The sequence below is a fragment of the Streptomyces radiopugnans genome (genome assembly GCF_900110735.1).
Taxonomy (GTDB): Bacteria; Actinomycetota; Actinomycetes; order Streptomycetales; family Streptomycetaceae; genus Streptomyces; species Streptomyces radiopugnans.
In genome coordinates, this window is record NZ_FOET01000002.1 from 507,494 (window position 1) to 529,387 (window position 21,894).

Here is a 21,894-nt window from a genome sequence, read left to right on the forward strand (position 1 = left end):
GGCCGCCGGAAAGAGAACACGGAGGACACCATGAAGCACAAAGTGGTCGGCGCCGTCATGACGATCGACGTCGTCAAGGCCCACCCGACGACACCCTTCAAGCAGATAGCCCACCTGCTCGCACGGCACGGCATCAGCGGCCTGCCCGTCGTGGACGACGACGACAAGGTCCTCGGAGTCGTCTCCGAGACCGACCTCCTGGCCCACCAGGCGCGCCAGGGAACGGACGGCCCTCCGCCCAAGGGGCGCGCCGGACGCCGCAGGGACGCCGCCGGACGCCCGCTGACCGCCGGCGAGCTGATGACCGCACCGGCCGTCACCGTCCACGCCCTGGACTCCGTGGCACGCGCGGCCCGCACGATGGTCGCCCACGGCGTCCAGCGGCTGCCGGTCCTGGACGAGGAGGAGCGGCTGGTCGGCATCGTCACCCGCCGCGACCTGCTGGGCGTCTTCCTCCGCCCGGACGCCGACATCCGCGCCCAGGTCGTCGACGAGGTCCTGGTCCGGTCCCTGTGGCTGTCACCCGACACCGTCTCCGTCTCCGTCGCCGACGGCGTGGTCACCCTCACCGGGCGGGTCGAACGGCGCAGCGAGATCCCCGTCGCCACCGCCCTCATCCGCCGCCTCGACGGTGTGGTCGACGTCGTCAGCCGGCTCACCTACCACCTGGACGACTCACGGCTGCGGCCCGAGGAACCCGCACTGCATGGCCTCGCCGACCGGTGGCTGCGCAACCACTGACAACACCACCGTCACACCACCGGCACACCAGCGGCCCTGCCGGGCACCCGGGAACGTCCCGGGCGCCCGGGAGCGCCCGGCGACTCACAGGAAGGCGATCACGATGACACCACCGCACGTACTCGTCGCCCACGGCTCGAAGAACGGCTCCACGGCGGAGATCGCCGAGTGGATCGGCCAGGACCTGCGGGAGAGCGGCCTGACCGCCGACGTCCTGCCCGCCGCCGAGGCCGCCTCCCTCGACCGCCTCGACGCCTACGACGCCGTACTGCTGGGCTCCGGCCTGTACGCGGGCCGCTGGGTCAGGGAGGCCACCCGGTTCGCCCGGCGCCACCGCCACGCCCTGGCGCGGCTCCCGGTGTGGCTGTTCAGCAGCGGCCCGCTGGACTCCTCCGCCGAGGAGCGCGACATCCCGCCCGCCCCCGGCGCCGCGCGCGTCGCCGCCCTGCTCGACGCACGCGGCCACACCACCTTCGGCGGCCGGCTGGGGGAGGACGCACGCGGTTTCATCGCCCGGCAGATCGTCAAGCAGGGCAAGGGCGGGGACTTCCGCGACCGCGAGCACATCCGGCGGTGGACGCGCTCGGTCGCCGCCGAACTCACCCGGGCGACCCAGGGCATCTGAAGGGCACCGGAGCAGGAGCGGGCACCCGGGCCTCCGGTCCGCACCGGGGACACGGCGAAGGTCCGGCTTCCGGGCGTACCCCGGAAACCGGACCGAAGACCACGGCCCGAGACCGCCGGCCGAAGACCCGGACCGAAGACCACGGCCCGGCCGATCCCCCCGGCCGGGCCGCTCCCCTCCTCGCCCTCGGCTCCTCACTCGTGACCGCGCACCGAGACCCGGTAGGCATCGCCCCCCGACAGGGCCACCGCCACCTTCTCCATGACGCACCTCCTCGGCATCACCCCCAGCCAACCGCTCCGCGCGCGGCCGCGGCCAGGGCCGACCGGACGCGCCCGGGGGCCGTACGGCCCCGCTTCCCGGGCCACCCGGCCGCACTGGACCGGTCGGCGGCACGGAACGGGACCAAAGGCACTGCCCCGGCGGGCCGCCGCGGCGGCAGCCTGGTGACGGCCGGAACGGGAGGAGCACACCATGCCACCCACCACACTCGACGCGGTCGTCCTGGAGAACCTCGTCTCCGCGGCCGTGGCCGCACCGTCGATCCACAACACCCAGCCCTGGCGCTACCGCCTGGACCCCGCCACAGCCACCCTGGAGGTACGCGCCGCCGCGGGGCGGGGACTGCGCCACACCGACCCCGTCGGGCGGGCCCTGCACGTCTCCGTCGGCGCCGCTCTGTTCAACCTCCGCGTGGCGGTGGCCCACACGGGCTGGGAACCGGCCGTACGGCTGCTGCCCCGCCCCGCCGAACCGGACCTGCTGGCCTCCGTGCGCCCGGTCGGGGCCGAGGCCCCCGACCCGCGCCACCGCCCCGACCTGTACGCCGCCCTGTGGCGCCGGCACAGCAGCCGCTTCCCCTTCTCGCCCCACCGCCCGCCCGAGGAGCTCCTGCGCGAACTGGCCGCCGCCGCCCGCGCCGAGGGCGCCTCGCTGTGGTTCCCCGGCGTCCGGGACACCATCCGGATGATGCGTCTGACCGCCGCGGCCGAACGCCGCAACACCGAGACCGACGCACGCCGCGCCGAGAACCGCTCCTGGATGCGCGAGGGCGCCCACGACGGACTCCCCGGTGCCGCCCTGGGCGCCCGCGACGCCACCGGGCGCCTCCCCCTGCGCGACTTCTCAGGCGTCGGGGCGGCCGGCGCCCTCACGGCCCGGTTCGAGACCGGCCCCACAATCGCCGTCCTCGCCACGGCCCGCGACCGGCGCGCGGACTGGCTCCGCGCCGGGCAGGCGCTGGAACACGTCCTGCTGGTCGCCACCGCCCACTCGGTGCGGACCTCGCTGCTGCACCAGGCCCTGGAGTGGCCGGACCTCCGGAGTTCCCTGCACCGTGTGACCGCGGGCCCGCGGTACGTCCAGATGCTCGTCCGCCTCGGCTACGGCCCCGAGGGACCGGCCACGCCCCGCCGGCCCGTGCGGGAGGTGCTGGAGACGGGCTTCTGAACGCGCCGCCCCGGCCCTCGGGCCCGGTTCCTCAGACCCGGGTTCCTCAGACCCCGTCCAGCGGCACCCGCCACACCAGGCGGGAGCCGCCGGACGGCGGCCTCTCCACCAGCAGCTCGCCGCCGAGCTTCTCGGCCCGCTCCGCCAGGTTCACCAGCCCGCTGCGGCGTCCGCCCTCCGGGATGCCCACCCCGTCGTCGGTCACCGTGGCGGTCAGGGAACCGCCCGCCACCACCAGCGAGACCTCGGCCACCGCGGCCCGCGCGTGCCGCGCCACGTTCGACAGCGCCTCGGCCAGCACCGCCACCACGTGGTCTGCCACGGCCGGCGGCACATCGGTGTCCACCAGCCCCTCCATGCGCAGGGCCGGGGTGAAGCCCAGGTTCCCCACGGCCTCCTCCACCAGCCGGGCCACCCGCACCCGCAGCCCCTGCTGCCGGCCCTGGCCGTCGCCGTGGCTGCGCAGACCGAAGATCGTCGATCTGATGATCTTGATGGTCTCGTCCAGGTCGTCCACGGCCCGCAGCAGCCGCTCGCTCGCCTCCTGGTGCTGGACGAAACGCACCGCGCTCTGCAGCGTCATACCCGTGGCGAACAACCGCTGGATGGCCAGGTCGTGCAGATCGCGGGCGATGCGGTCGCGGTCCTCCAGCAGGGCCACCTGCTCGGCAGCCCGGCGCCGCTCCGCCAGCTCCATGGCCACCGCGGCCTGTCCGGAGAAGGACGCCAGCGGCGCCGTCTCCGTCTCCGTGAACGGCGCGCGCCTCTCCTTGCGCGCCAGCAGCAGCACACCGCGCACCCCGTCGCCGGCGCCCATCGGCACCGCCACCGTCGGGCCCATGCCCTTCCATCGCTCCGTACCCGCAGAGATACGGGGGTCGCCCGCGATGTCGGCGCTGGTGATCGCCTCGCCGGCGGCCAGCGCCGCCCCCACGAACGACCCCTCCTCGGGCAGCACCAGACCGCGGAACTCCTCGCTCCCCTCCCCCTCGGCCAGCACCACCTGGAGGTTGCCGGTGTCCTCCAGGGGCAGGGCCAGTACGCCCAGGTCCGCGGCGAGGATGTGCCGCGCGTGGTCGACGACCAGCGCCAGCACCTCGTGCTCGTGCACCCCGGACAGCAGTCCGGCGGTGATCTCGGCGTTGGCCTCCATCCAGCGCTCGCGGTTGCGGGCCTGCTCGTAGAGGCGGGCGTTCTCGATGGCCACGCCCGCCGCCACGGCGAGGGTGGACAGCACCACCTCGTCCTCGGCGTCGAACTCCAGGCCGCCCCGCTTCTCGGTCAGGTAGAGGTTGCCGAAGACCTCCTCGCGCACCCGGATCGGCACGCCCAGGAAGGAGTGCATCGGCGGGTGGTTGAGCGGGAAGCCCGAGGAGTTGCGGTGCTCGGCCAGCTCCGGGATGCGCAGCGGCTCCGGGTGGCGGATCAGCTCGCCCAGCAGCCCGTGACCCGACGGCAGCGGGCCGATGGCCTCGACCGTCTCCGCGTCGATGCCCACCGGGATGAACTGCGACAGCCGGCCGTCCTCGCCGATGACGCCGAGGGCGCCGTACTCGGCGTCGACCAGCAGCACCGCGGCCTCCACGATCCGCTGGAGCGCGTGGGACAGCTCCAGCTCCTGCCCCACCGACATCACGGCCTCGAGCAGACTGTGCACCCGGTCCTGGGTGCCGCGCACCGCGTCGACGCGAGCCTGCAACTCGTCCAGCAACTCGTCCAGCTGCAGCCGAGGCAGACGGCCCGCGCCCTTCTCGCTCCCCATGCCCACCGGTCCTTCCGTCAGGCCCTCGGGCCTTTACCCAAAGGTATCGGTTCACCCGGGCGGACCGCTGCCCTGCCTCGGGGTGTCCGGTCCCGGCCGCTTCCGCCGGGACCGGATGCGCGGAGATACCTCCCCCTAACTCGTAATATGAACTGCTTGGCACACTATTTATTCGGGCGGAGATCCGACAGCCCCTCCGAACTCGGCCCATCGGGTGAACTCCGGCGGCCCGGCGGCGGGCGCCGCCGCCGGGCCGGGGAAGCACTCCCCCTGGACGGCCGCACCCCGGCCGGACGCCCCGGAGCACCCGAAGACCATCCCAGAGCACGCCCGAGAGCACAGGAGACTCCCATGGAGATGCCCGCCGTGACCGAATGCGCCGTGGATTCCTGCGTGTACAACAGGGAGCACGCCTGCCACGCGCTCGCCATCACCGTCGGCGACCCCCTGCACGCCCACTGCGACACCTTCTTCACCGCTCCGCGCAAGGGCGGGAGCCCGGAGGCCGCCGCGCACGTCGGCGCCTGCAAGATGTCCGACTGCCGGTACAACACCGACTTCGAGTGCCAGGCGACCGGCATCTCGGTGGGCGCCCGGCACGACTCGGCGGACTGTCTGACCTACTCCCCTCGCTGACCCGGTTCCGAGCCGGTCCCCGCCCCGCCCGCCACCGGGCCGCGGCGGCGTCCCCGGAACACGGCCGGCCCGCGGGGTTCCACAGGCCGGTTGCGGATACGGCGCACCGGGTACCCGCCCCGCGCCCGGACGCCCGGCCACTGGTCCGGGGCGGGCGCCGGAGAGTTCGGAGAGCGGTGACGAGCATGCACGCGGAGCTGGGAGACGAGCTGATCATCGAGAGCCCGGCCACGGGCGCCGCCCGGCGGGACGGCGAGATCGTCGGGCTGCACCACGACGACGGGACACCGCCGTACGACGTGCGCTGGTCGGACACCGGCCGGGTCACGCTCGTCTTCCCCGGGCCCGACGCGCACGTCCGCCATCTGCACCACCGGGAGGCCCCCGGCGCTCCGCGGCGCCCGGGCCGGGACTGACGGCCCGACGGGGCGGCGGGCCGGGCGGGGCCCGTGGGCCGGCGAGGCCCGTGGGCCGGACGGGTCGGTGCGGTCAGGGCCGGATGTCGAGCACCTCGCCAGTCGGGCGGCGCGGGGTGCCGGGCCCCGACGGGCCGTACCCCAGCCGCAGCACCGTCTGCACCTGGCCCCGGCCCGACACCGGATCACGCAGCGGCCAGCGCAGGTCCGGCCACTCCACGGGCTGGGTGGCCGGCGAGCCGACCAGGCCCTCCAGGGTGGCCAGCAGCAGGACGCGCTCCATGGCCTGACCCGCCCTCAGCCAGTCCTCGGGGCGGTCCTTCACCGTGCTGAGCAGGGCGACCTGCGGGTGCCGCTCGAACGTCGCCGCCCGGCGCCCGGACACCCGCCCGGTGCCCGCGAAGTCCCGTACCGGGGCCCGCCCGTCGAACCTGCGCGGCCCGAAGGCGTACTCGGGTATCCCGTCGCCGGCCGCGGCGGCCCCGGCGGCGTCGGAGGTGCCTGCGGTGCCTGCGCGGGTCCAGCGCGCCAGGTCCTCCGCCTCGCCGCGGTCGGTGCGGTTGCGGGCCTCGGCCTCCTCCACCAGTTGCAGCACCCACCGCAGATGACTCGGCCCGGGGAAGTCGAGCAGGGCGCCCTCCCGCCGGGCGGCGTCGGACAGCGCGGTGCGCAGCGCCTGCGGGATCTCGGTCTCGGTGAACGGCAGGCGGCTGGTGTGGCGGCGGTGGACGGCCGGGTGGAGCGCGCCGAGCCCGCCCTCGCCACCACCGCCCTCGCCGCCGTCCTCGGGGCGGGACGGCCGCACCACGGCGAGCAGTGCGGGATCACCCGGGTCCGGCAGCAGCCGGGCCACCGGCCGCAGCCCCCGGTGGGCGAGCGCGACTCTCAGGTTCAGCAGGGCGGCGCCGCAGCTGATGTGGAGGGCGCGCCCGTCGGGATCGGCGTGCGGGAGCGCGCGGCCGAAGTCCGCGCGCACCTGGAAGACGCCCTCGCTCCGCAGATAGCGGAAGCGCCAGGGCTGGGTGTTGTGCATGGACGGGGCCGCGGTGGCGTCGCGGACCGCGGCCGTCACGCGTTCGTCGGACAGCTCCCCTGTGCTCATCGGGCCTCCCCGGTCCTGGCGGCCCGCCGGCCTGTCGGTTGGGCGGCCCCGGGGGACGCGCCCGCGGGCCGGGGCGCGCCCGGGGCTCGGTCGAGCCGGATCCGGCCGGGGTCAGGGCCCGGGGTGCGCCACGCCCTCGATGTCGGTGCGCGCGACGCTCAGCAGCTTCTGCGCCAGGTCGTTCATCGCGCGTCCCGCCGCGAGTTCGTCACCGATCTCGGGGACGTCCCTGTCGTGCGGGTTGCGCCGTGCGACGCCCTGTCCGCTGATCTCCGTGCCCCCGAGGTCCAGCACCGCGCGGGCCTTCGTCGTGCCTTCCTCCTCGAAGAGGTGGACGCGGACCTTCCAGTCCTGTGTGTGAGCCATCGTCTGCTCCCTGGGGTGGTGCGGGGCCGATGGGGTCCGGATGCGTCCGGCCCGGTCCGGTGTCCACGCCCTCCGCACGCCGGGCCCGCCGGCTTCGGCGGTCGCCGCACCGGGCGTCGCCGGCGCCTGCCCGGCGCGGATGCGCCTCCGGCCTCTGCCTCCCACCGTAACCCCGGTGCCGTGAGGGTTCCATCGGACGGCGTACGGCCCGCCCCCGGTCCGGGCGGGGCGGCGGGGGTTTCCGGGCCGGGGCTCCCCGGTACTCCCCACCGGGCGGCGCCCGCGGGTCCCGCCCGCGCGGCCTGCGTACGGCCCCCCGCACGAACCCCGCAGCAGCCAGGGAGCGACAGGATGCCCACACCGCCGACCCCCGGTCCCAAACCCCGCCCCGGCGCCGGGGCGGGGGCGGCGCACCCCCCGCGGGCGGAGGTCCGCGAGACCCACACCGCGGTGCTGTTCTTCCTCGGGGACCGCGTCTACAAGCTCAAGAAGCCGGTCGGTCTGGGGTTCGTGGACTTCACCACCCTCGCCGCCCGGCGGCGGGGGTGCGAGCGGGAGATCGAGCTCAACCGCCGTTTCGCGCCCGACGTCTACCTGGGGCTCGCCGAGGTCCACTGCCCGCCCGGCCTCCGTCCCGCGCAGTCCGGCGGGCCGCAGGGGCGGCCGGAGGAGGACGCCGGGCCCGAGCCGGTCGTGGTGATGCGCCGTATGCCGGCCGAGCGCCGGCTGGCCGCCCTGGTGGGCCGGGGCTCGGACGTGCGGGAGCCGCTGCGGGCCGTGGCGCGGCTGCTGGCGGCGCGACACGCGGACTCCCCGCGCGGCCCGGAGGTGGTGCGCGAGGGCACCCGGGACGCGCTCGCCGGGCGCTGGGAGGCGAACTTCGCCGAGGTCCGCGCCCTGGAGGGCGCGATCGCGCTGCCCGCGGGGGTGTCCGAGGCCGAGCGGCTGGTGCGCCGTTACCTCGGCGGCCGCGAGGTGCTGTTCGAGACCCGTGTCCGCCGCAACCGGGTCGTCGACGGGCACGGCGATCTGCGGGCTGAGGACATCTTCTGCCTCGACGACGGCCCGCGCGTCCTGGACTGCCTGGAGTTCGACGACCGGCTGCGCCGCGTCGACGGCCTGGACGACGCCGCGTTCCTGGCGATGGACCTGGAGCGGCTGGGCGCGCCGGACGCGGCGGCGTTCTTCCTGGCCCACTACGGCGAGTACTCCGGGGATCCCGCCCCGCCCTCCCTGTGGCACCACTACGTCGCCTACCGCGCCTTCGTACGTGCCAAGGTCTCCCTCATCCAGGCCGTCCAGGGCGCGCCGGACGCGGAGGAGGAGGCGTGGCGGTTGGTCACCGCGGCCCTGCGCCATCTGCGCGCCTCCGCCGTACGCCTGGTCCTGGTCGGCGGGCTGCCGGGCCGCGGCAAGTCCACGCTCTCGGGGGCGCTGGCGGACCGGATGGGTGTCACGCTGCTCAGCAGCGACCGCGTCCGCAAGGAGCTGGCGGGCATCCCGGCCGAGCGGCCGGCGCCCGCTTCCTACGGCGAGGGCCTGTACACGGCGGAGCGGACGCGCGCCGTCTACACGGCCCTTCTGGACCGCGCGGCCGCCCTGCTGTCCTCGGGCGAGTCGGTGGTGCTGGACGCCAGTTGGACGGATCCGGAGCAGCGGGAGGCGGCCCGGCGGACCGCCGAGCGCGCCGGGGCGGACCTGGTCGCCCTGCACTGCCGGGTGCCGGGCGATGTGGCCGCGGCCCGGCTGGCCGGCCGCGCGCCGGGGGTCTCCGACGCCGGGGCGGAGGTGGCCGCCGAGATGGCGGCCCGGGAGGCGCCGTGGCCGGAGGCCGTCGCCGTGGACACCTCCGGCCCGCTCCGGGCGGCGGCCGATCAGGCGATGGCGGCCGTCCATCCGCACGGCGCCGGGTCCGCACCGGCCTTCCGCCGCCCCTACATGGAGCCGGACTGACGGACTGACGGGCTGACGGCCGGGGCGGCGTCCTGCGGGACGGGCCGCGTCCCGCGAAGGTGCGCCGGGCCGCGCGCGGAAGGAGACTGCGGAACATGACCGGACAGATGACCGTCCCCGGAGCGCTCACCACGGACCTGTACGAGGTGAGCATGGCCCTGGCGTACCTGCGCGAGGACATGACCGGCGAGGCCGTCTTCAGTCTGTTCGTGCGGAAGCTGCCGCCGGACCGCGGCTTCCTGGTGGCGGCGGGGCTGGAGTCGGCGCTGTCGTACCTGGAGGGGCTGCGGGTCGGCGCGAGCGAGGCCGCCGCCTTCGCCGAGGCGCTGCACCGCCCGGTGGAGGACCTCGAGCCGATGCGGGGGCTGGAGTTCACCGGCGAGGTGCGGGCCGTGCCCGAGGGCCGGATCGTGCTGGCGGGCGAGCCGCTGCTGGAGGTGACCGCGCCGCTGCCGCAGGCGCAGCTGGCGGAGACCTGCCTGCTCAACCAGCTCAGCCACCAGACGGCCGTCGCCTCGAAGGCGGCGCGCTGCGTCCTGGCAGCCGGCGGCCGCCCGGTGGTGGACTTCTCGCTGCGCCGCACCCACGGGGTCGAGGCCGGTCTGCGCATGGCCCGGCTCGGCGCCCTGGTGGGTTTCGCCGGGACCAGCAACGTGGCCGCGTCCGCCGCCTACGGCATCCCGGCGGTGGGCACCATGGCGCACTCCTTCGTGGAGGCCCACGAGGACGAGGAGGCGGCGTTCCGCGCCTTCGCCAGGGCCCATCCGGGCCCGGTGACCTTCCTGGTGGACACCTACGACACCGAGGAGGGCGTGCGGACGGCGGCGCGGGTGCTGCGCGACCTGGGGTACGGGCCCGGCTGCGCCGTCCGGCTCGACAGCGGCGACCTGGGGGAACTGGCCGTGCGCGCGCGGCGGATCCTGGACGGGGCCGGGCTGGAGGAGGTGCGGATCGTCGCCAGCGGCGGCCTGGACGAGCACGGTGTCGACCGCCTGGTGCGCTCCGGCGCCCCGATCGACACCTACGCCGTGGGCACCCGCGTCGGGGTGTCGGCCGACGCCCCCTATCTGGACTCCGCCTACAAGCTGGTGGCCTACGAGGGGCGGCCGGTGATGAAGCTGTCCGCGGCCAAGGTGACCGCTCCGGGGGCCAAGCAGGTCTTCCGCGGCCCGGACTTCGCCGATGTCGTCGCCCTGCGGGACGAGACGCCGCCGCCCGGTGCCGAACCGCTGCTGGAGACGGTGATGAGCGGCGGCCGGCGCGTCGCCGCGCCCGCGACCCTGGCGGCCGCCCGCGAGCGCTTCGAGGCCGATCTGGCGCGGCTGCCCGAGGAGGCGCGGCGCGTGGTGGATCCGGTGCCGCCGGAGCCCGTCGCCTCCGAGGCCCTGTCGCGCCTGACCGCCGAGGTCAGGCGCCGTATCGCCGAGCGGGTGCTCGGCGGCCGCACGGCGGGCGGCTGACCCGCGGGCCCGTCGCGCCGCCGTACGGCCGTTCGGCACCACGGGCCCCGGGCGGCTGCCTGGTCGCCGCCCGGGGCCCTTCGGCGAGCCGCCGCTCGCCGGGTCAGTCGGTCACGGTGATCTGCGAGGCGGGGTCGGTCGTGTCGGTGATGTTGTAGGTGGCGTTGAAGACGGAACTGGTGGCGCTGGTCGGGCAGCCGAATCCGCCGACGACGTCGACGGGCACGGAGACGTTCGTGAAGGCGAGCTTGGAGGGTGCCCCGTTGGTCCAGGTGCCGGTGATCGAGGCACCGGCGTCGGGCGCGGCGGTCACGGTGCAGCTGGCCAGGCCGCTGGTCTTGACGACCAGGCCGCCGCTGGGCATGGAAAGGGTCGCGGTGGACGGCGCCCCGTGCTGGACGGAGACGCCCCAGGCGCCGCTGGTGGTGACGGTGGCCGAGACGCCCGGCATGCTGGTGCGGCACGAGCTGTAGGTGGGCGCGTTGAGGGGGCCTCCGACCGGGCCGGCGGCGTTGCTGTTGTCCGGCGCCTGCGGGACGCGGTTGGCGTCGCCGGTGCCCGTGGGGGCGGAGCTGGAGACCGTGCAGGTCACCGTCACGCTGCCGGCCTTGAAGGTGGCGCTGCCGCTGAGGTTGGCGGCGAAGTAGTGCCCGGCGGGGGTGACGGTCGTGGAGCCCGCGACGGCGGCCGGCCCGGCAGTGGCGCTGCCGGCCCCGGCCAGGGTCAGGGCGGCCGCGGCGGCCAGAGCGGCGCCGATGGACAGGGGGGTGCGGGAACGTGATGAGCTGAGGGTCACGCTTCCTCCTCGACTAAGGGGGGGTTGGGGTGGGGGGGTTCCGGCGCGGACGCCGTCCTCGGCTGCCAGCCGAAGACGAGCCCGCCGCCGATGAGTCCGGCGACCGTCCCGATCAGGAAGCCGCCGAGATTTGAGAGGACCAGCGCGGCCGCGGCGATCATGGCCGTGAGGATGCCGGTGAGGGTCCGGTAGTGCGGCGTGAACCAGGCCGACAGGCCCAGCACGATCAGTACGGCGCCCAGGAGGACGGACGCGGCGCCCGCGACCCCCTGGTGCAGCATGACCTTCATCGGGGCCAGGGGGATGGCCGCGATCTCCACGCCCGCGGCGACGGTGAGCAGCCCTCCCCAGAAGGGCCGGCCGCGACGCCAGCGCCGCCACCTCAGAAGCATTCGCGCTTGCCCTTGGTGATCTTCATGCTGAGGTCGGCGAGCTTGAACGTGCCCGCGTTGGTCGCCCAAGCGGTCTGCTTCAGATCGCTGATCTCAAGGGTGTCGGCCTGCTGGGAGAAGGCGTCCTGCATGCCCTGGGCCCCGTCGGGGCCCTTGTCGAGCGTGGAGGCGTCGCGGCCGATCTCGATGTTCTTGAACGACGCGTCACCCGAGAGCTGGGTGGCGTCCACGAACAGGTCGGTGGCCTCCACGGGCTTGTCGCCGGTGCCGGCGGAGAGCTTGAGCGAGATGTCGCCGAGGACGGGCAGGGTGGTGACGACGGACTGGCACAGGCTCTCCATCCTCGCCTTCTTGATGCCGGTCACCGCGACGGGCAGCAACTGGTCGCGGGCGTTGACGTCCACGCTGCCGTACTGCACGAAGCCGTCGCCGGTGAGCCGGTCCGCGGACACCTTGAACTGCTGGCCGGACACGGCGAACGACGCGGCGAGGGCTCCCTCGGCCAGCGCGACGGCCAGTACGCCGGTGACGGCGAAGCCGGGCACGCACACGGCGGCGAACCTGCGCCATCTGACGCGGCCTTCCACGGGTCTCTCCTGCTCGTCCTTCATGACACACCCTTCCGGCGGAGCCCGCGAACGTCTCGCGGACGTGCCTGTGGCATACGGATTGCGAGGTTCTGTGCTGGTGCCGGGCCCCGGTTCGGCTCCGTCGCCGGGGTGCTGTTCGCGGCCCGGCGGCGGACCGGTGCGTACGGTGGCGCGGCTCCACCCCGCGCCCGGCCGGGGCGCACGGGGAGGCTCCCGGTATTAGTGAACATGTCAATACCGGCGAGTAGGTTGACTGTAGGTACGCCACTGGTCACTGGCAAGGTTCCGTGCAGCCGCTTTTCGGCCATTCGGCGGCCGCCCTCGCGGAGCCCTCGGTGCGGAGCCGTCGGCGAAAGGGCCGGCCCCGGAACCCTCGAGGGTTCCGGGGCCGGCCCGGTGCGCGGTGTGCGGCGTGCGCCGCACGCGGTGTCAGCGGCCGCCGCGGCGGCTCCGGCTCGTCGTCGTCCTGCGGTATCCGAACGGACCGGGAAGGTTCATCGACGTGGTGCGGCGCCCCCTGGACCCGAACGTGTGCCTGGGCCCCTTCCCCTTGCCCAGGGTGAACGACCAGGAGCGGCGGTTGAGATTCAGGCGCACTCCGGGCAGGATCCGGATGCTCCTGCGGAACGTGACGGCCATACGGTCCTCCTCGGTTCGGCTGTCCTCGGCGTTCCCGGCGGCGAACCGCCCCACCGAATACGGATGTTGTCCGTATGCCCGGCTCCGGCCCCGCCGAACTCGGCCGCCGGGCGGGCCCCGTGCTCAGCCGCCCCCGCCCCCCGCGTTCCCGTCTCCCGTACCGCCGTCCCGCGTACCGCCGTCCCCGTCCCCCGGCGAAGCGCTGCGGCGGGCCGCCTCCGCCAGGGCCTGCTCCCTGCTCATCCCGATGAGCACCCCGGCCGGGACCGCCGCCGCGGCACAGCCGCCGTCGTGGTCGTACGCCAGGTCGTCCGGGAAGCCCTGCCGGCCGAGGAACCACACGCGCGGACGCGCCGTCAGCGGGCGCCCGCGCAGCAGCAGCGGCCCTCCGCACACACAGCAGTGCGTCACCTCCGGCTCCCACGGGCCGCCGACGGCGCGCACGACGGACTCAGACATCGCGCCCCTGCCCCTCCCCCCTGATCCCTCTCCTGTCCTCTCCCGCACCGCCGGCCCGGGCGGCGCGCAGCAGCCACCTGCGCGTCCACCACTCGCGCAGCGTCCACTCCAGCTCCGCCAGGGCGCCGGCCGCCAGCACGGCGCTCGCCGCCCAGCGGCACACAGCGTGCCAGAACGAGGCGCCCTCGGGGGCCGCGAGGGCCAGCGCCCCGCCCGCGCCCAGCAGGGCGATGCCCAGGTTGTAGGCCAGTGCCGCCCGGCGGCTCAGCCGCAGCCACTCCCCGAAGTGGCGGCGCTGCTCCCGGCGCAGCACCTCGCCGGAGGGCCTGCGGGAGTCCGGCGGATGCCAGGACTCCACGTCCGCCGGGGAGTACAGGTGGCGGCGGGCGTGGAAGCCGTACTGCACGCTGCCGACGAGTGCGGCGAAGGCGAGGGTGAGCAGCAGCATCGCGGGCCCCGGCCAGCGGAACTTCTCGGCGTCCGCGCCCAGCACGCCGACGGTGGCGATGCAGGCGCCGGCCAGCAGCGGCGCGGCGACGAAGTGGGCCGCCTCGGACGCGCCGCCCTGCCCCAGCGGCACCGGTCTCCCCCAACTCCCCCGGTCCTCGGCCATGTTCGCCCCGCTCCCCTCCCCCGCGCCGTCCCCCAAGTGTCCAGGCCGCGGGCGCGTCCCGTAAAGCGCGTTCCGGCCCGGCGGACTGCCGGGCCGGAACGGCGGCCGGACCTCGGCGGGGCGCCGGCGGGACGTCAGCGGGATGTCCCGCCGTCCCGCAGATGCGGCATGAGCGGCGCGGTGTTGCGCTGCGGCGTCCATCCGGGGCGGGCGGTGACCTGCCAGTTGGAGGAGTCGATCCAGGCCGCCCGCCGCACCAGCCAGTCCTGCATGAGCTGGAGCTGCTCCTGCCAGGTCCGGGTGGTCTTGGTCTGGAACGGCCCGACCATGGCGGTGCCGAGGTTGGGCCAGCGCTGGAAGTTGCGCTGGGCCGCGCCGGTCAGCGGCTCGGCCAGCCGGGAGACCCGCGAGCGCAGCCGCGCGTCGGACAGCACCCCCCGGCGCAGCTCCTGCCACCGCTGCCTGACCTTCTGGTTGAACGACGGGTCCTGCATCAGTTCGAGGAACCAGTCGGTGGTGGCGGGGAAGCCGGGGAAGGAGAACGGCTGGAACTGCCAGCCCTCGGTCATGTCCGACCCGGGGACGGCTCCGAAGGCGAGGTCGTAGTCCCACAGGGGCCCGGCGGAGATCTTCCCGTCGCGGCCCTGTGGAAGTACTGGCTGCGGATGTAGGCGTCGCCCTGCCGGCTCATCTCGTTGAGGATGATCAGGTTCACGAAGGAGTCGACGTCGATGTAGGCGGGGTAACCGCTCTGCGGGTCCGAAGGGTTGGGACCGCGCAGGGAGTCGTGGAAGCTCTGGACGTACCGCGTCAGCCAGTCCCGCTGCCGGGAGTTGAGCGGATCGGGGTCCACCACCTCCAGGTCGCGCCAGCAGGTCTGCGCGTCGCCGGTGCACTGCAGCTTCGGCTCCTCGGCCGCGAAGGCGTCGAACTTGAAGATGTAGCCGCCGCTGATGTCCGGGAGTTCGGTGTCGTCCTCACGGAGCTGCTTGAGGCCCAGCCGGTTCTTCGAGTTCTTGATGTTCTCGTCCAGCAGGTAGACGCCCTGGTAGTCGCCGGCCTGCAACGGGCCGCCGTCCAGGTTCAGATGGACCTCGACGAACCTGTGGCGCGGGGTCTCCAGCCCCAGCTCCCGCCCCAGGGTGTAGGCGAAGGCGTCGCGGACCAGGGTCTTGTCCGGGAACGGTCCGCGCAGCACCCGGTCGGAGTCGGCCGGCATGCCGGCCATCGGGTAGTCGGCGTCGTCGTCCTCGTTGCCCCACAACTCCAGCCGGTAGGGCGCCTTCTCGAAGGAGGCGGAGGACTGCCCGCGCAGGTGGAAGCCGGCCCGGGTGGCCACCGCCGGGGCCGCGCCGAGCGAGGTGGTGCCGCCTTGGGGCTCCATCAGCATGGTGGCGACGTCCCGGTACTCGCGGCCGGGCTTTCCGGCGCCGTAGGCGTCCATCACCAGCACCGGCAGGTCGTGGGCGGCCTCGACGGCGCGGGCGACGTAGAGGGCCGTGCCCGGATCACCGCTCGCGCTCCCGTTCACGAAGGCCTGGGCGCGCAGTTGCGCGGTGCCGGTCAGGCGCAGCGGCCCGGAGTACACCGGCGAGGAGGCGGTGGGCAACCGCCCGTCGGTGGTGTAGCGGATCTGCGCTCCCGCGACGGATGTGCTCAGCGAGACGGACACCTGGCCGCTGAAGGTGCCGCTGGGCACGGAGAAGACGATGTCCCCGGTCAGGTCGTCGGCGGCTTCCCGCCCGGCGGCGAGGTCGGCCTCGGTGGCCTCTGTCTTGGGCAGGGCCTCGGGCAGGGCTTCGGGTAACGCCTGGGGTAATGCCTGGGACGGTGGTCTGTCGGGCGGCGCGGCGGGTGCGGCGGCGGCTCCCGCCTGACCCGACACGGCTGTCATGACGATGGACGTCGCGGCCGTCAGAACCACCGCGCCCATCCGTTTCCTGCGCACAGGGCAACACCTCGATCCATGAGTGCGAGTACCTGCGTGTACGTGCGAGTGCGTGCGAGTTCGTTCGCGCGTACCGGTGCGCGCGTACCGGACAGGCGTCAGCGCGCCGCGCCGGCCGCCGACAGCTCCGTGGGAGCCGCGGGGGCCGGGGGGCGCCCGGCATCCGGCTCCGCTCCCTGGAAGTTCCGGCGCAGGGTGCGCCGCCAGGGCACGGCGGGCAGGTCCGGGCGGAGGGCGGCCAGACCGGTCGCGTACTTGGAGATCCGGCTGGGCCGGTGCCCCGCGCGCCACAGCAGCCGGTCGGCGGCGGAGGGCGTGGAGCCGGTCTTGGTCTCCACCACGACCGCGTCCGGCAGACGGAGCCGGGGTCGCCGTCCTGCCAGGTCAGAGCGGTGTCGACGGTGACCCGGCTGCCGGAGTCGGGGAGGTAGAGCGTCGTGCGGCGGTAGCGGGTGGTCAGCACCGGCAGCAGGGTCAGCCGCCGGCCCCCCTCGACGCCGCCGGCGGCCAGGGCCTCGTCCACGAAGTGCCGCCCCGGGGCGAGCGTGCCCCAGGCGTCCGGGTCGTACGGCAGGCGCCGCTTGACGGTGCTGCCGCGCGAACCGCGGGTCTTCACCTCCAGCCGGCACTCCCCCGACTGCTCGTACAGCCGGGTGCGGACCTTGAACCTGCGGCGCCGGCGGAGCGCGGCCAGCCGGTAGCCGAGCAGGTCGGGGGTGTCGAAGTACAGCGACCGGTAGGCGAAGCGGCGCTCTCCGCCGATCTCCAGGACCCTTGTGCCGGGCGGCAGTCGATCCAGCAGCGCGCCGAGGGCCGCGGCGGGCAGGGGGTACTTGCGGTCCACCCGGGTCTGGAGCATGGCGCGGGCGAGCAGTTCCTCCAGCCCGATGGACGGCAGCCTCTCCAGCGCGGCCGGTACGCCTCCGGGGATCGCGGCGGCGCTCATGAGCGCACCGTCAGCGCGGTCGTGCCGGCGGCCGGTACGCCCGCGGGCGGCGAGCCCGTGCGCGCCCCCGCGTCGCCCTCGGTGCGGCGCCCCGCGCCGACGCGGTAGCGGACGTCCACGACGGTTGTGTCGTTGACCAGGTCCAGCCACTGCACGGTGGCCGAGTGGACTCGGGCGCCGAGGGTGCTCTCCAGGTGCTCCACCAGGGCCGCGTGGTCGGGGATCGCGTTGTCCAGCACCATCACCTGCCGCCGGTAGGTACGCAGCAGCCGGGGGTGGTCACCGACGAACAGCACCGCCAGGATCAGCTCCATCAGCGCGGCCGAGCGCCACGGCTCGCCGGTGTCCACCGCGCCGAGCAGACCCAGGGCCAGGGCCGAGAAGTAGTAGGCGACCTCGTGCTGGTCCAGCTCGGTGGAGCGCAGCCGGATGATGGAGAGCACGCCGAACAGGGCCAGGCCGAGGTCGGACATCATCCACCGAAGTTCGCCGTGCTCGCCTTTCCGCATGAAAACTTCCGGTACGAAGTTCCGAAACAGAGATCGCTCCCCGCATCACAGCCCGGGCAGGAAACGCCGACGGCTCGTGGCCGAATGTCCCAGCAGCTTCGCCTGCTCGTGCTTCAGTCCCGTGAAGCGATCGCGGACGTACTCCCGCAACTCCCGGCCGGGGAAGCGGATCACCGACAGGTGCTCGGTGCGGTCGCCCTGCTCCCAGCGCGCGGCGGTGATCTCGTAGCCGGAGACGTGCGCGCACAGATCCAGCAGCACCTGCGGCACCTCCTCCTCGATGAGGAGATCGGCCTTGGTCACGACCACTTCGCGCATCGCGCGGACGTTGGGAAGGAAGACGGCCGTGGCCCACAGCCGCCACGCCGCCAGCTCCTCCTCGGTGGGCGGCTCGTCGTGGTGGAAGAAGTCGCGGCCGTCGGGGCGGGCGTACTTCTCGGCGTAGGCGTCGTAGATACGGCCGTTGGCCTCCATGAGGGCGAACAACGGACCGTAGAAATCACTGAGTTGCTGGTTGACGCGGGCGAGCCGGGCCTGCCGCTGCGCCAGCCGCAGACCGTTGAGATAGGTCGCCAGGTAGCCGAGGAACGCCAGCGAGACGGTCACGATCAGGGTGGCCATGACCGGTGATCGTAGAGGGGGCGGCATGCCTGTGCCCTGTGCTCCCGAGGGAGCCGGGGACACAGGGCACAGGCGCGCGACGCGAACGTCAGACGTGCGAGCGGGACGCCAGGTCGAGGAAGGACGCCCAGGCGTCCGGGCCGACCGCGAGGCCGGGCCGGGCGGTGTCCTTCTCCTCGGGGGATGCTCGAAGGGGCACGCCCTGCCGCTCACAAGTCGGATCGCACGGAAGGCTCCGGCAGCGCGCGACCTCGGAAGCGGAACGGGCAACTATCCACCCACGCCCGGTCGTCCTCCGGACATGACACACCCGAGCCCCGCGCCGTCCCCACGTATGCCCGGCTGGCCGCACTGCGGCCACGGCGCCACGACGGAGGACCCGGTCGGCTGCCGCGGCATTCGCGTCCCCGGCCACACCGCGTGCCTGGCCCACTTGTCGGACACTGGCCGCGACGCCTATTTCGCCACCCTGTCCCCCGGCTCGGACATCGACCACCGTGGCACCACCTTCACCGCCGAGTTGCTGGGCCGGTTGCTCGACGCCCTCCGCGACCCCGCCACCGGGCGCCCTTGCTTCGGCACTGCGGGGTTCGATTCAGCGACCTTCCGGAGCGACGTCGGATTCGAATCGGTCACCTTCCAGAAGAACGCCTGGTTCGAAGGGGCGTCCTTCGCAGGTGTCGCCTGGTTCGAATCGACCGTCTTCAAGGGCACCGCAGGATTCGGGGCAGCCACCTTCGAAAGCGCGGCCTGGTTCGGGACGACCGTCTTCAAGGGCACCGCAGGATTCGGGGCAGCCACCTTCTCGGGCACCGCCTGGTTCGAATCGACCACCTTCAAGGGCACCGCCAGGTTCGAAGCGACCACCTTCAAGGGCACCGCAGGATTCAGGAGAACCGTCTTCGAAAACGTCGCCTGGTTCGAGGAGGCCACGTTCGAGGGCACGGCCGGGCTCGTGGAGAGCACCTTCGCGGGCACCGCCTGGTTCGAAGCGACCACCTTCAGGAACAGCGCTTCGTTCGAGGCGACCACCTTCGAGCGTGATGTCTGCTTCGAAGCCGCCGTCTTCAAGGGCGACGCCAACTTCGCGAGGACCACTTTCAAGGACAACGCCCGGTTCCGGAAAGCCGCCTTTGAGGGGAACGCGAAGTTCGAAGCGGCCACCTTCGAAAGCGGCAGCGGATTCGAAGCGGCCGTCATCGAGCGCGACGCCTGGTTCGCAGATACGGTGTTCGAGCGGTCGGCAAGTTTCGGCCCGCTGGTGTGTGCCGGGCGGCTGGTGCTGTCGGGGGCGGTGTTCGGCGGCCCGGTGACCCTCTCGCTGGCCGCGCACCGACTGGAGTGCCGACGGACCCGCTGGTCGTCGACGGCCGAGGTGCGGCTGCGCTACGCGACGGTCGACTTCTCCCACGCGGTCTTCGAGTACCCGCTCACGATCGCCGCGGAGGCTGGCCCCTTCGTGCTCCCCAACGGGCGGCCGGTGGAGGAACACGCTCTTGCCGGTGCACCGGACGCCGCGGTGCGGCTGGCCTCGCTACGCGGGGTGGACGCGGCCCATCTGGTCCTGGCCGACGTCGATCTGTCGGGGTGCCTTTTCACCGGGACCGTGCACCTGGACCAGTTGCGGCTGGAGGGTGCCTACTCCTTCGGCGAGGTCCCGCCCGGCACGCACTGGGTGCGCGGGCGGCCGGTACGGTTCACTCCGCGCCGCACCCTGGCCGAGGAGCACCACTGGCGTGCGCGCCGGCCGGGAGCGGTCCGGGGCTGGAACGTGGCGGTGCTCGGCGCCGGTCACGCCGGGCCGGCGCAGTTGGCGCCGGTGTACCGGGCGCTGCGCAAGGCGTTCGAGGACGGCAAGGACGAGCCCGGAGCGGCCGACTTCTACTACGGCGAGATGGAGATGCGCCGCCACGACGCCTCCCGGCCCTGGAGCGAGCGGGCGCTGCTGGCCGCCTACTGGGCCGTCTCCGGCTACGGGCTGCGCGCGGCCCGCGCGCTGGGCTGGCTGGGGGCGGCGATGCTGGTCACCGTCGTGCTGCTGATGGGCTTCGGGATCCCCGGGGACTCGCCGAAGCAGGAGGCGACCGGCACCGTGCCGCCCGGCGGCGGCACGGTCACCCTCACCATCGGCAAGGCCGACCCGCAGAACCCCACCGGGGACAGGTTCACCGGCGAGCGCTTCGAAAAGGCACTGAACGTCACGCTCAACTCGGTGGTGTTCCGCTCCTCCGGGCAGGACCTGACCACGACGGGCACCTACACCGAGATGGCCTCCCGCCTCGTCGAACCCGTCCTGCTGGGCCTGGCGGTCCTGGCCGTGCGCAACCGCGTCAAACGCTGACCGCCCTGTGACGCCCCCCGCACGCACAGTGCGGGGCGCGTTCGCGCTGTGGGTGGCGGCGGTGGCCGTCGGCGCGTTGAACCACCGCTGATGTCGGGCCCGTGGTGCCGCGGAGAGGGCGGCTGTGACCTGGCGCTTCACCTGCCGGGGGTGGACGGTCCGCCCGGCAGGGCCGAGCGCTCCGTCCGGCGAAAACGCGGGGGCCGTCGCGGAGCGTGCGCATAGGATCGCCGACATGGCGCTGCGACCTGCCCAGGTGAACATCAAGGCTCTCGACGCCCCGGCGGTCGGCCGGTTCTGGGCGGAGGCCCTCGGCTGGCACGCCTACAGCCCCGGCGTGACCACCTACGTCGGGCCCGCCGGCGGCCTCGTATGGCCGGATCCGGTCGCCGTCTGCATCGATGTCGTTCCCGTCCCGGAGCCCAAGGCGGAGGCGAAGAACCGTGTGCACCTCGACCTCGCCACCACATCCGCGGCCCACCAGGCGGAGCTGGTCGCACAGCTGAAGACTCTCGGTGCGACGCCCGCCGACGTGGGCCAGGGCGAGGTGCCGTGGACGGTCCTGACCGACCCGGAGGGCCACGAGTTCTGCGTCTGCGCCCTGTCCTGACGCCCTGACGCGGAGCCGCGCCGGCACCCCGGCACACGGGCCTTGTGCTCATCAGCCATGGGTGTCCGGGCCGTTGCGATCGAGTGCCGCCCGGATCCGGCCGAGCCACTCCGCGCCCAGCCGGCGACCGCCGGGGAGCCGGTCGTCCCGGTCCCAGCGCCACGCCGTGATCACCGCCAGCACGAGGATGCGGCACTCGCGCAGCAGGTCCTGGTCCACGCCCGGATAGTGCTCGCCGACCTCCTCGGGCGCGTGGGCGAGGTCGAACTCGACGGGTCCACTGCAGCACGTCTCGAAATCCACGAACAGCAGCCCGTTCTCCGTGCCGAGCACGTTGCCCGGGTGCGGCTCGCCGTGCAGCAGCTGCTCGGCGCCGCCACGCTCGCCGATCGCCCGCCCCAGGCTCCGCAACGTGTCGCACAGCAGCTCCCGGTCCGCGTCGGCGAGCGCCGGAGTGCGGTTGCGGTCCGCCACGAGCCGTCGAGCCTGCTCGACCCGGTCCGTGAAGTGCGGCACCGGGAGGTCGAGCCCGCACATGCCGGTGTGCAGCCGCCTGAGCGCGTCGGCGTAATCGGCCGGTGAGGCGGCCTGGGGTGACACGGGCTCGTAGTAGGTCCACAACGTGACCACGAAGCCGTCGCGTTCACGGACGCGTGGCTCCACACGAGGTTCGAGAGCGGCCACGGGGTATCCGGCTTCGGCGAGCCGCTGGGCGACCTCGACCTCGAACTGCGCGACCTGGTGCGCCACAGGTGCCACCCGGGCCAAGGCGTCGCAGGGCAACAGGCGCAGCGTGAGCTTGTTCGAGTCGTTGAGAACGATCGCTTCGTCGGCGGTCAGGCCGAGCGACGAGGCGATCGACAAGGCCGCTGCCACCGCACGCCGGGCCTCCGATGCCCGCATCCTTCCCCGGCCTCCCT

The 21,894-nt window shown here is 74.0% G+C and carries 20 protein-coding genes and 4 pseudogenes; 9 read left to right on the plus strand and 15 right to left on the minus strand.

Annotated elements, in window-relative coordinates; genetic code table 11:
• The first annotated feature begins 30 nt into the window (after positions 1-30).
• From BMY40_RS07050 to BMY40_RS07060, 3 genes are all read left to right on the plus strand, one after another.
• Positions 31-741: a CBS domain-containing protein gene (locus BMY40_RS07050; protein WP_093656549.1), complete on the plus strand. Its 711-nt coding sequence runs from the start codon at positions 31-33 to the stop codon at positions 739-741.
• A gap of 103 nt (positions 742-844) precedes the next feature.
• Complete coding sequence (locus BMY40_RS07055) at positions 845-1,366, plus strand: flavodoxin domain-containing protein (protein ID WP_093656550.1); 522 nt, start codon at positions 845-847, stop codon at positions 1,364-1,366.
• A gap of 474 nt (positions 1,367-1,840) precedes the next feature.
• Positions 1,841-2,815: an Acg family FMN-binding oxidoreductase gene (locus tag BMY40_RS07060; RefSeq protein ID WP_093656552.1), complete on the plus strand. Its 975-nt coding sequence runs from the start codon at positions 1,841-1,843 to the stop codon at positions 2,813-2,815.
• Positions 2,816-2,861: 46 nt separating this feature from the next.
• Here BMY40_RS07060 and BMY40_RS07065 read toward each other — a convergent pair whose 3' ends face one another.
• Positions 2,862-4,577, minus strand: coding sequence for a sensor histidine kinase (locus BMY40_RS07065; RefSeq protein ID WP_177213906.1), 1,716 nt, complete (start codon positions 4,575-4,577; stop codon positions 2,862-2,864).
• A gap of 351 nt (positions 4,578-4,928) precedes the next feature.
• Between BMY40_RS07065 and BMY40_RS07070 the strand changes: the two genes are divergently transcribed.
• Complete coding sequence (locus BMY40_RS07070; RefSeq protein ID WP_093656554.1) at positions 4,929-5,213, plus strand: DUF1540 domain-containing protein; 285 nt, start codon at positions 4,929-4,931, stop codon at positions 5,211-5,213.
• Between the two features lie 185 nt (positions 5,214-5,398).
• Positions 5,399-5,617, plus strand: a pseudogene (locus BMY40_RS07075) (DUF1918 domain-containing protein); the annotation flags it as partial.
• A gap of 85 nt (positions 5,618-5,702) precedes the next feature.
• Here the strand turns inward: BMY40_RS07075 and BMY40_RS07080 are convergent.
• Complete coding sequence (locus tag BMY40_RS07080) at positions 5,703-6,731, minus strand: Acg family FMN-binding oxidoreductase (protein WP_093656558.1); 1,029 nt, start codon at positions 6,729-6,731, stop codon at positions 5,703-5,705.
• 111 nt (positions 6,732-6,842) lie between these two features.
• The gene (locus BMY40_RS07085) at positions 6,843-7,097 is read right to left on the minus strand and encodes a DUF1876 domain-containing protein (protein ID WP_093656560.1); all 255 of its coding nucleotides are present in this window, start codon (positions 7,095-7,097) and stop codon (positions 6,843-6,845) included.
• A gap of 351 nt (positions 7,098-7,448) precedes the next feature.
• On the opposite strand from BMY40_RS07085, the gene BMY40_RS07090 reads away from it, so the two are divergent.
• Together BMY40_RS07090 and BMY40_RS07095 are read left to right on the plus strand one after the other, a co-directional pair.
• Positions 7,449-9,050, plus strand: coding sequence for a bifunctional aminoglycoside phosphotransferase/ATP-binding protein (locus tag BMY40_RS07090; protein WP_093656562.1), 1,602 nt, complete (start codon positions 7,449-7,451; stop codon positions 9,048-9,050).
• Positions 9,051-9,145: 95 nt separating this feature from the next.
• On the plus strand, positions 9,146-10,510 hold the full coding sequence (locus BMY40_RS07095) for a nicotinate phosphoribosyltransferase (protein WP_245769906.1): 1,365 nt from the start codon (positions 9,146-9,148) through the stop codon (positions 10,508-10,510).
• Between the two features lie 103 nt (positions 10,511-10,613).
• On the opposite strand, the gene BMY40_RS07100 is transcribed toward BMY40_RS07095, so the two are convergent.
• From BMY40_RS07100 to BMY40_RS07145, 11 genes and pseudogenes are all read right to left on the minus strand, one after another.
• A complete protein-coding gene (locus BMY40_RS07100) occupies positions 10,614-11,306 on the minus strand; it encodes a hypothetical protein (protein WP_093656564.1) in 693 nt (230 codons plus the stop codon).
• Entirely contained in the window at positions 11,303-11,698 is a 396-nt protein-coding gene (locus tag BMY40_RS07105; RefSeq protein ID WP_093656566.1) for a DUF6114 domain-containing protein, read from the minus strand. The genes BMY40_RS07100 and BMY40_RS07105 overlap by 4 nt, the downstream gene beginning before the upstream one ends.
• Positions 11,689-12,309 carry a DUF6230 family protein gene (locus BMY40_RS07110; protein ID WP_093656568.1) on the minus strand — a complete coding sequence of 207 codons (621 nt, stop codon included), beginning with the start codon at positions 12,307-12,309 and terminating at the stop codon, positions 11,689-11,691. The genes BMY40_RS07105 and BMY40_RS07110 overlap by 10 nt, the downstream gene beginning before the upstream one ends.
• 408 nt (positions 12,310-12,717) lie before the next feature.
• On the minus strand, positions 12,718-12,927 hold the full coding sequence (locus BMY40_RS07115) for a DUF4236 domain-containing protein (RefSeq protein ID WP_093656844.1): 210 nt from the start codon (positions 12,925-12,927) through the stop codon (positions 12,718-12,720).
• A gap of 123 nt (positions 12,928-13,050) precedes the next feature.
• Complete coding sequence (locus tag BMY40_RS07120; RefSeq protein ID WP_093656570.1) at positions 13,051-13,386, minus strand: hypothetical protein; 336 nt, start codon at positions 13,384-13,386, stop codon at positions 13,051-13,053.
• The gene (locus BMY40_RS07125; RefSeq protein ID WP_143071740.1) at positions 13,379-13,999 is read right to left on the minus strand and encodes a hypothetical protein; all 621 of its coding nucleotides are present in this window, start codon (positions 13,997-13,999) and stop codon (positions 13,379-13,381) included. The genes BMY40_RS07120 and BMY40_RS07125 overlap by 8 nt, the downstream gene beginning before the upstream one ends.
• A 134-nt stretch (positions 14,000-14,133) precedes the next feature.
• Positions 14,134-15,932: pseudogene (locus BMY40_RS07130) on the minus strand (CotH kinase family protein).
• 113 nt (positions 15,933-16,045) lie between these two features.
• Entirely contained in the window at positions 16,046-16,288 is a 243-nt protein-coding gene (locus BMY40_RS28470; RefSeq protein WP_245769907.1) for a hypothetical protein, read from the minus strand.
• Between the two features lie 89 nt (positions 16,289-16,377).
• Positions 16,378-16,893, minus strand: a pseudogene (locus tag BMY40_RS28475) (VTC domain-containing protein); the annotation flags it as partial.
• Positions 16,890-17,369: a DUF4956 domain-containing protein gene (locus BMY40_RS07140; RefSeq protein ID WP_218158239.1), complete on the minus strand. Its 480-nt coding sequence runs from the start codon at positions 17,367-17,369 to the stop codon at positions 16,890-16,892. The gene BMY40_RS07140 and the pseudogene BMY40_RS28475, both read right to left, overlap by 4 nt.
• Positions 17,370-17,447: 78 nt before the next feature.
• On the minus strand, positions 17,448-18,023 hold the full coding sequence (locus BMY40_RS07145; protein WP_093656576.1) for a hypothetical protein: 576 nt from the start codon (positions 18,021-18,023) through the stop codon (positions 17,448-17,450).
• A gap of 433 nt (positions 18,024-18,456) precedes the next feature.
• On the opposite strand from BMY40_RS07145, the gene BMY40_RS07150 reads away from it, so the two are divergent.
• Both BMY40_RS07150 and BMY40_RS07155 read left to right on the plus strand, forming a co-directional pair.
• Positions 18,457-20,364 carry a pentapeptide repeat-containing protein gene (locus BMY40_RS07150; protein ID WP_342745060.1) on the plus strand — a complete coding sequence of 636 codons (1,908 nt, stop codon included), beginning with the start codon at positions 18,457-18,459 and terminating at the stop codon, positions 20,362-20,364.
• 235 nt (positions 20,365-20,599) lie between these two features.
• Positions 20,600-20,959, plus strand: a pseudogene (locus tag BMY40_RS07155) (VOC family protein); the annotation flags it as partial.
• A 66-nt stretch (positions 20,960-21,025) separates the two neighbouring features.
• Here the strand turns inward: BMY40_RS07155 and BMY40_RS07160 are convergent.
• Positions 21,026-21,877 carry a phosphotransferase enzyme family protein gene (locus BMY40_RS07160; protein ID WP_093656580.1) on the minus strand — a complete coding sequence of 284 codons (852 nt, stop codon included), beginning with the start codon at positions 21,875-21,877 and terminating at the stop codon, positions 21,026-21,028.
• Positions 21,878-21,894: the final 17 nt, after the last annotated feature.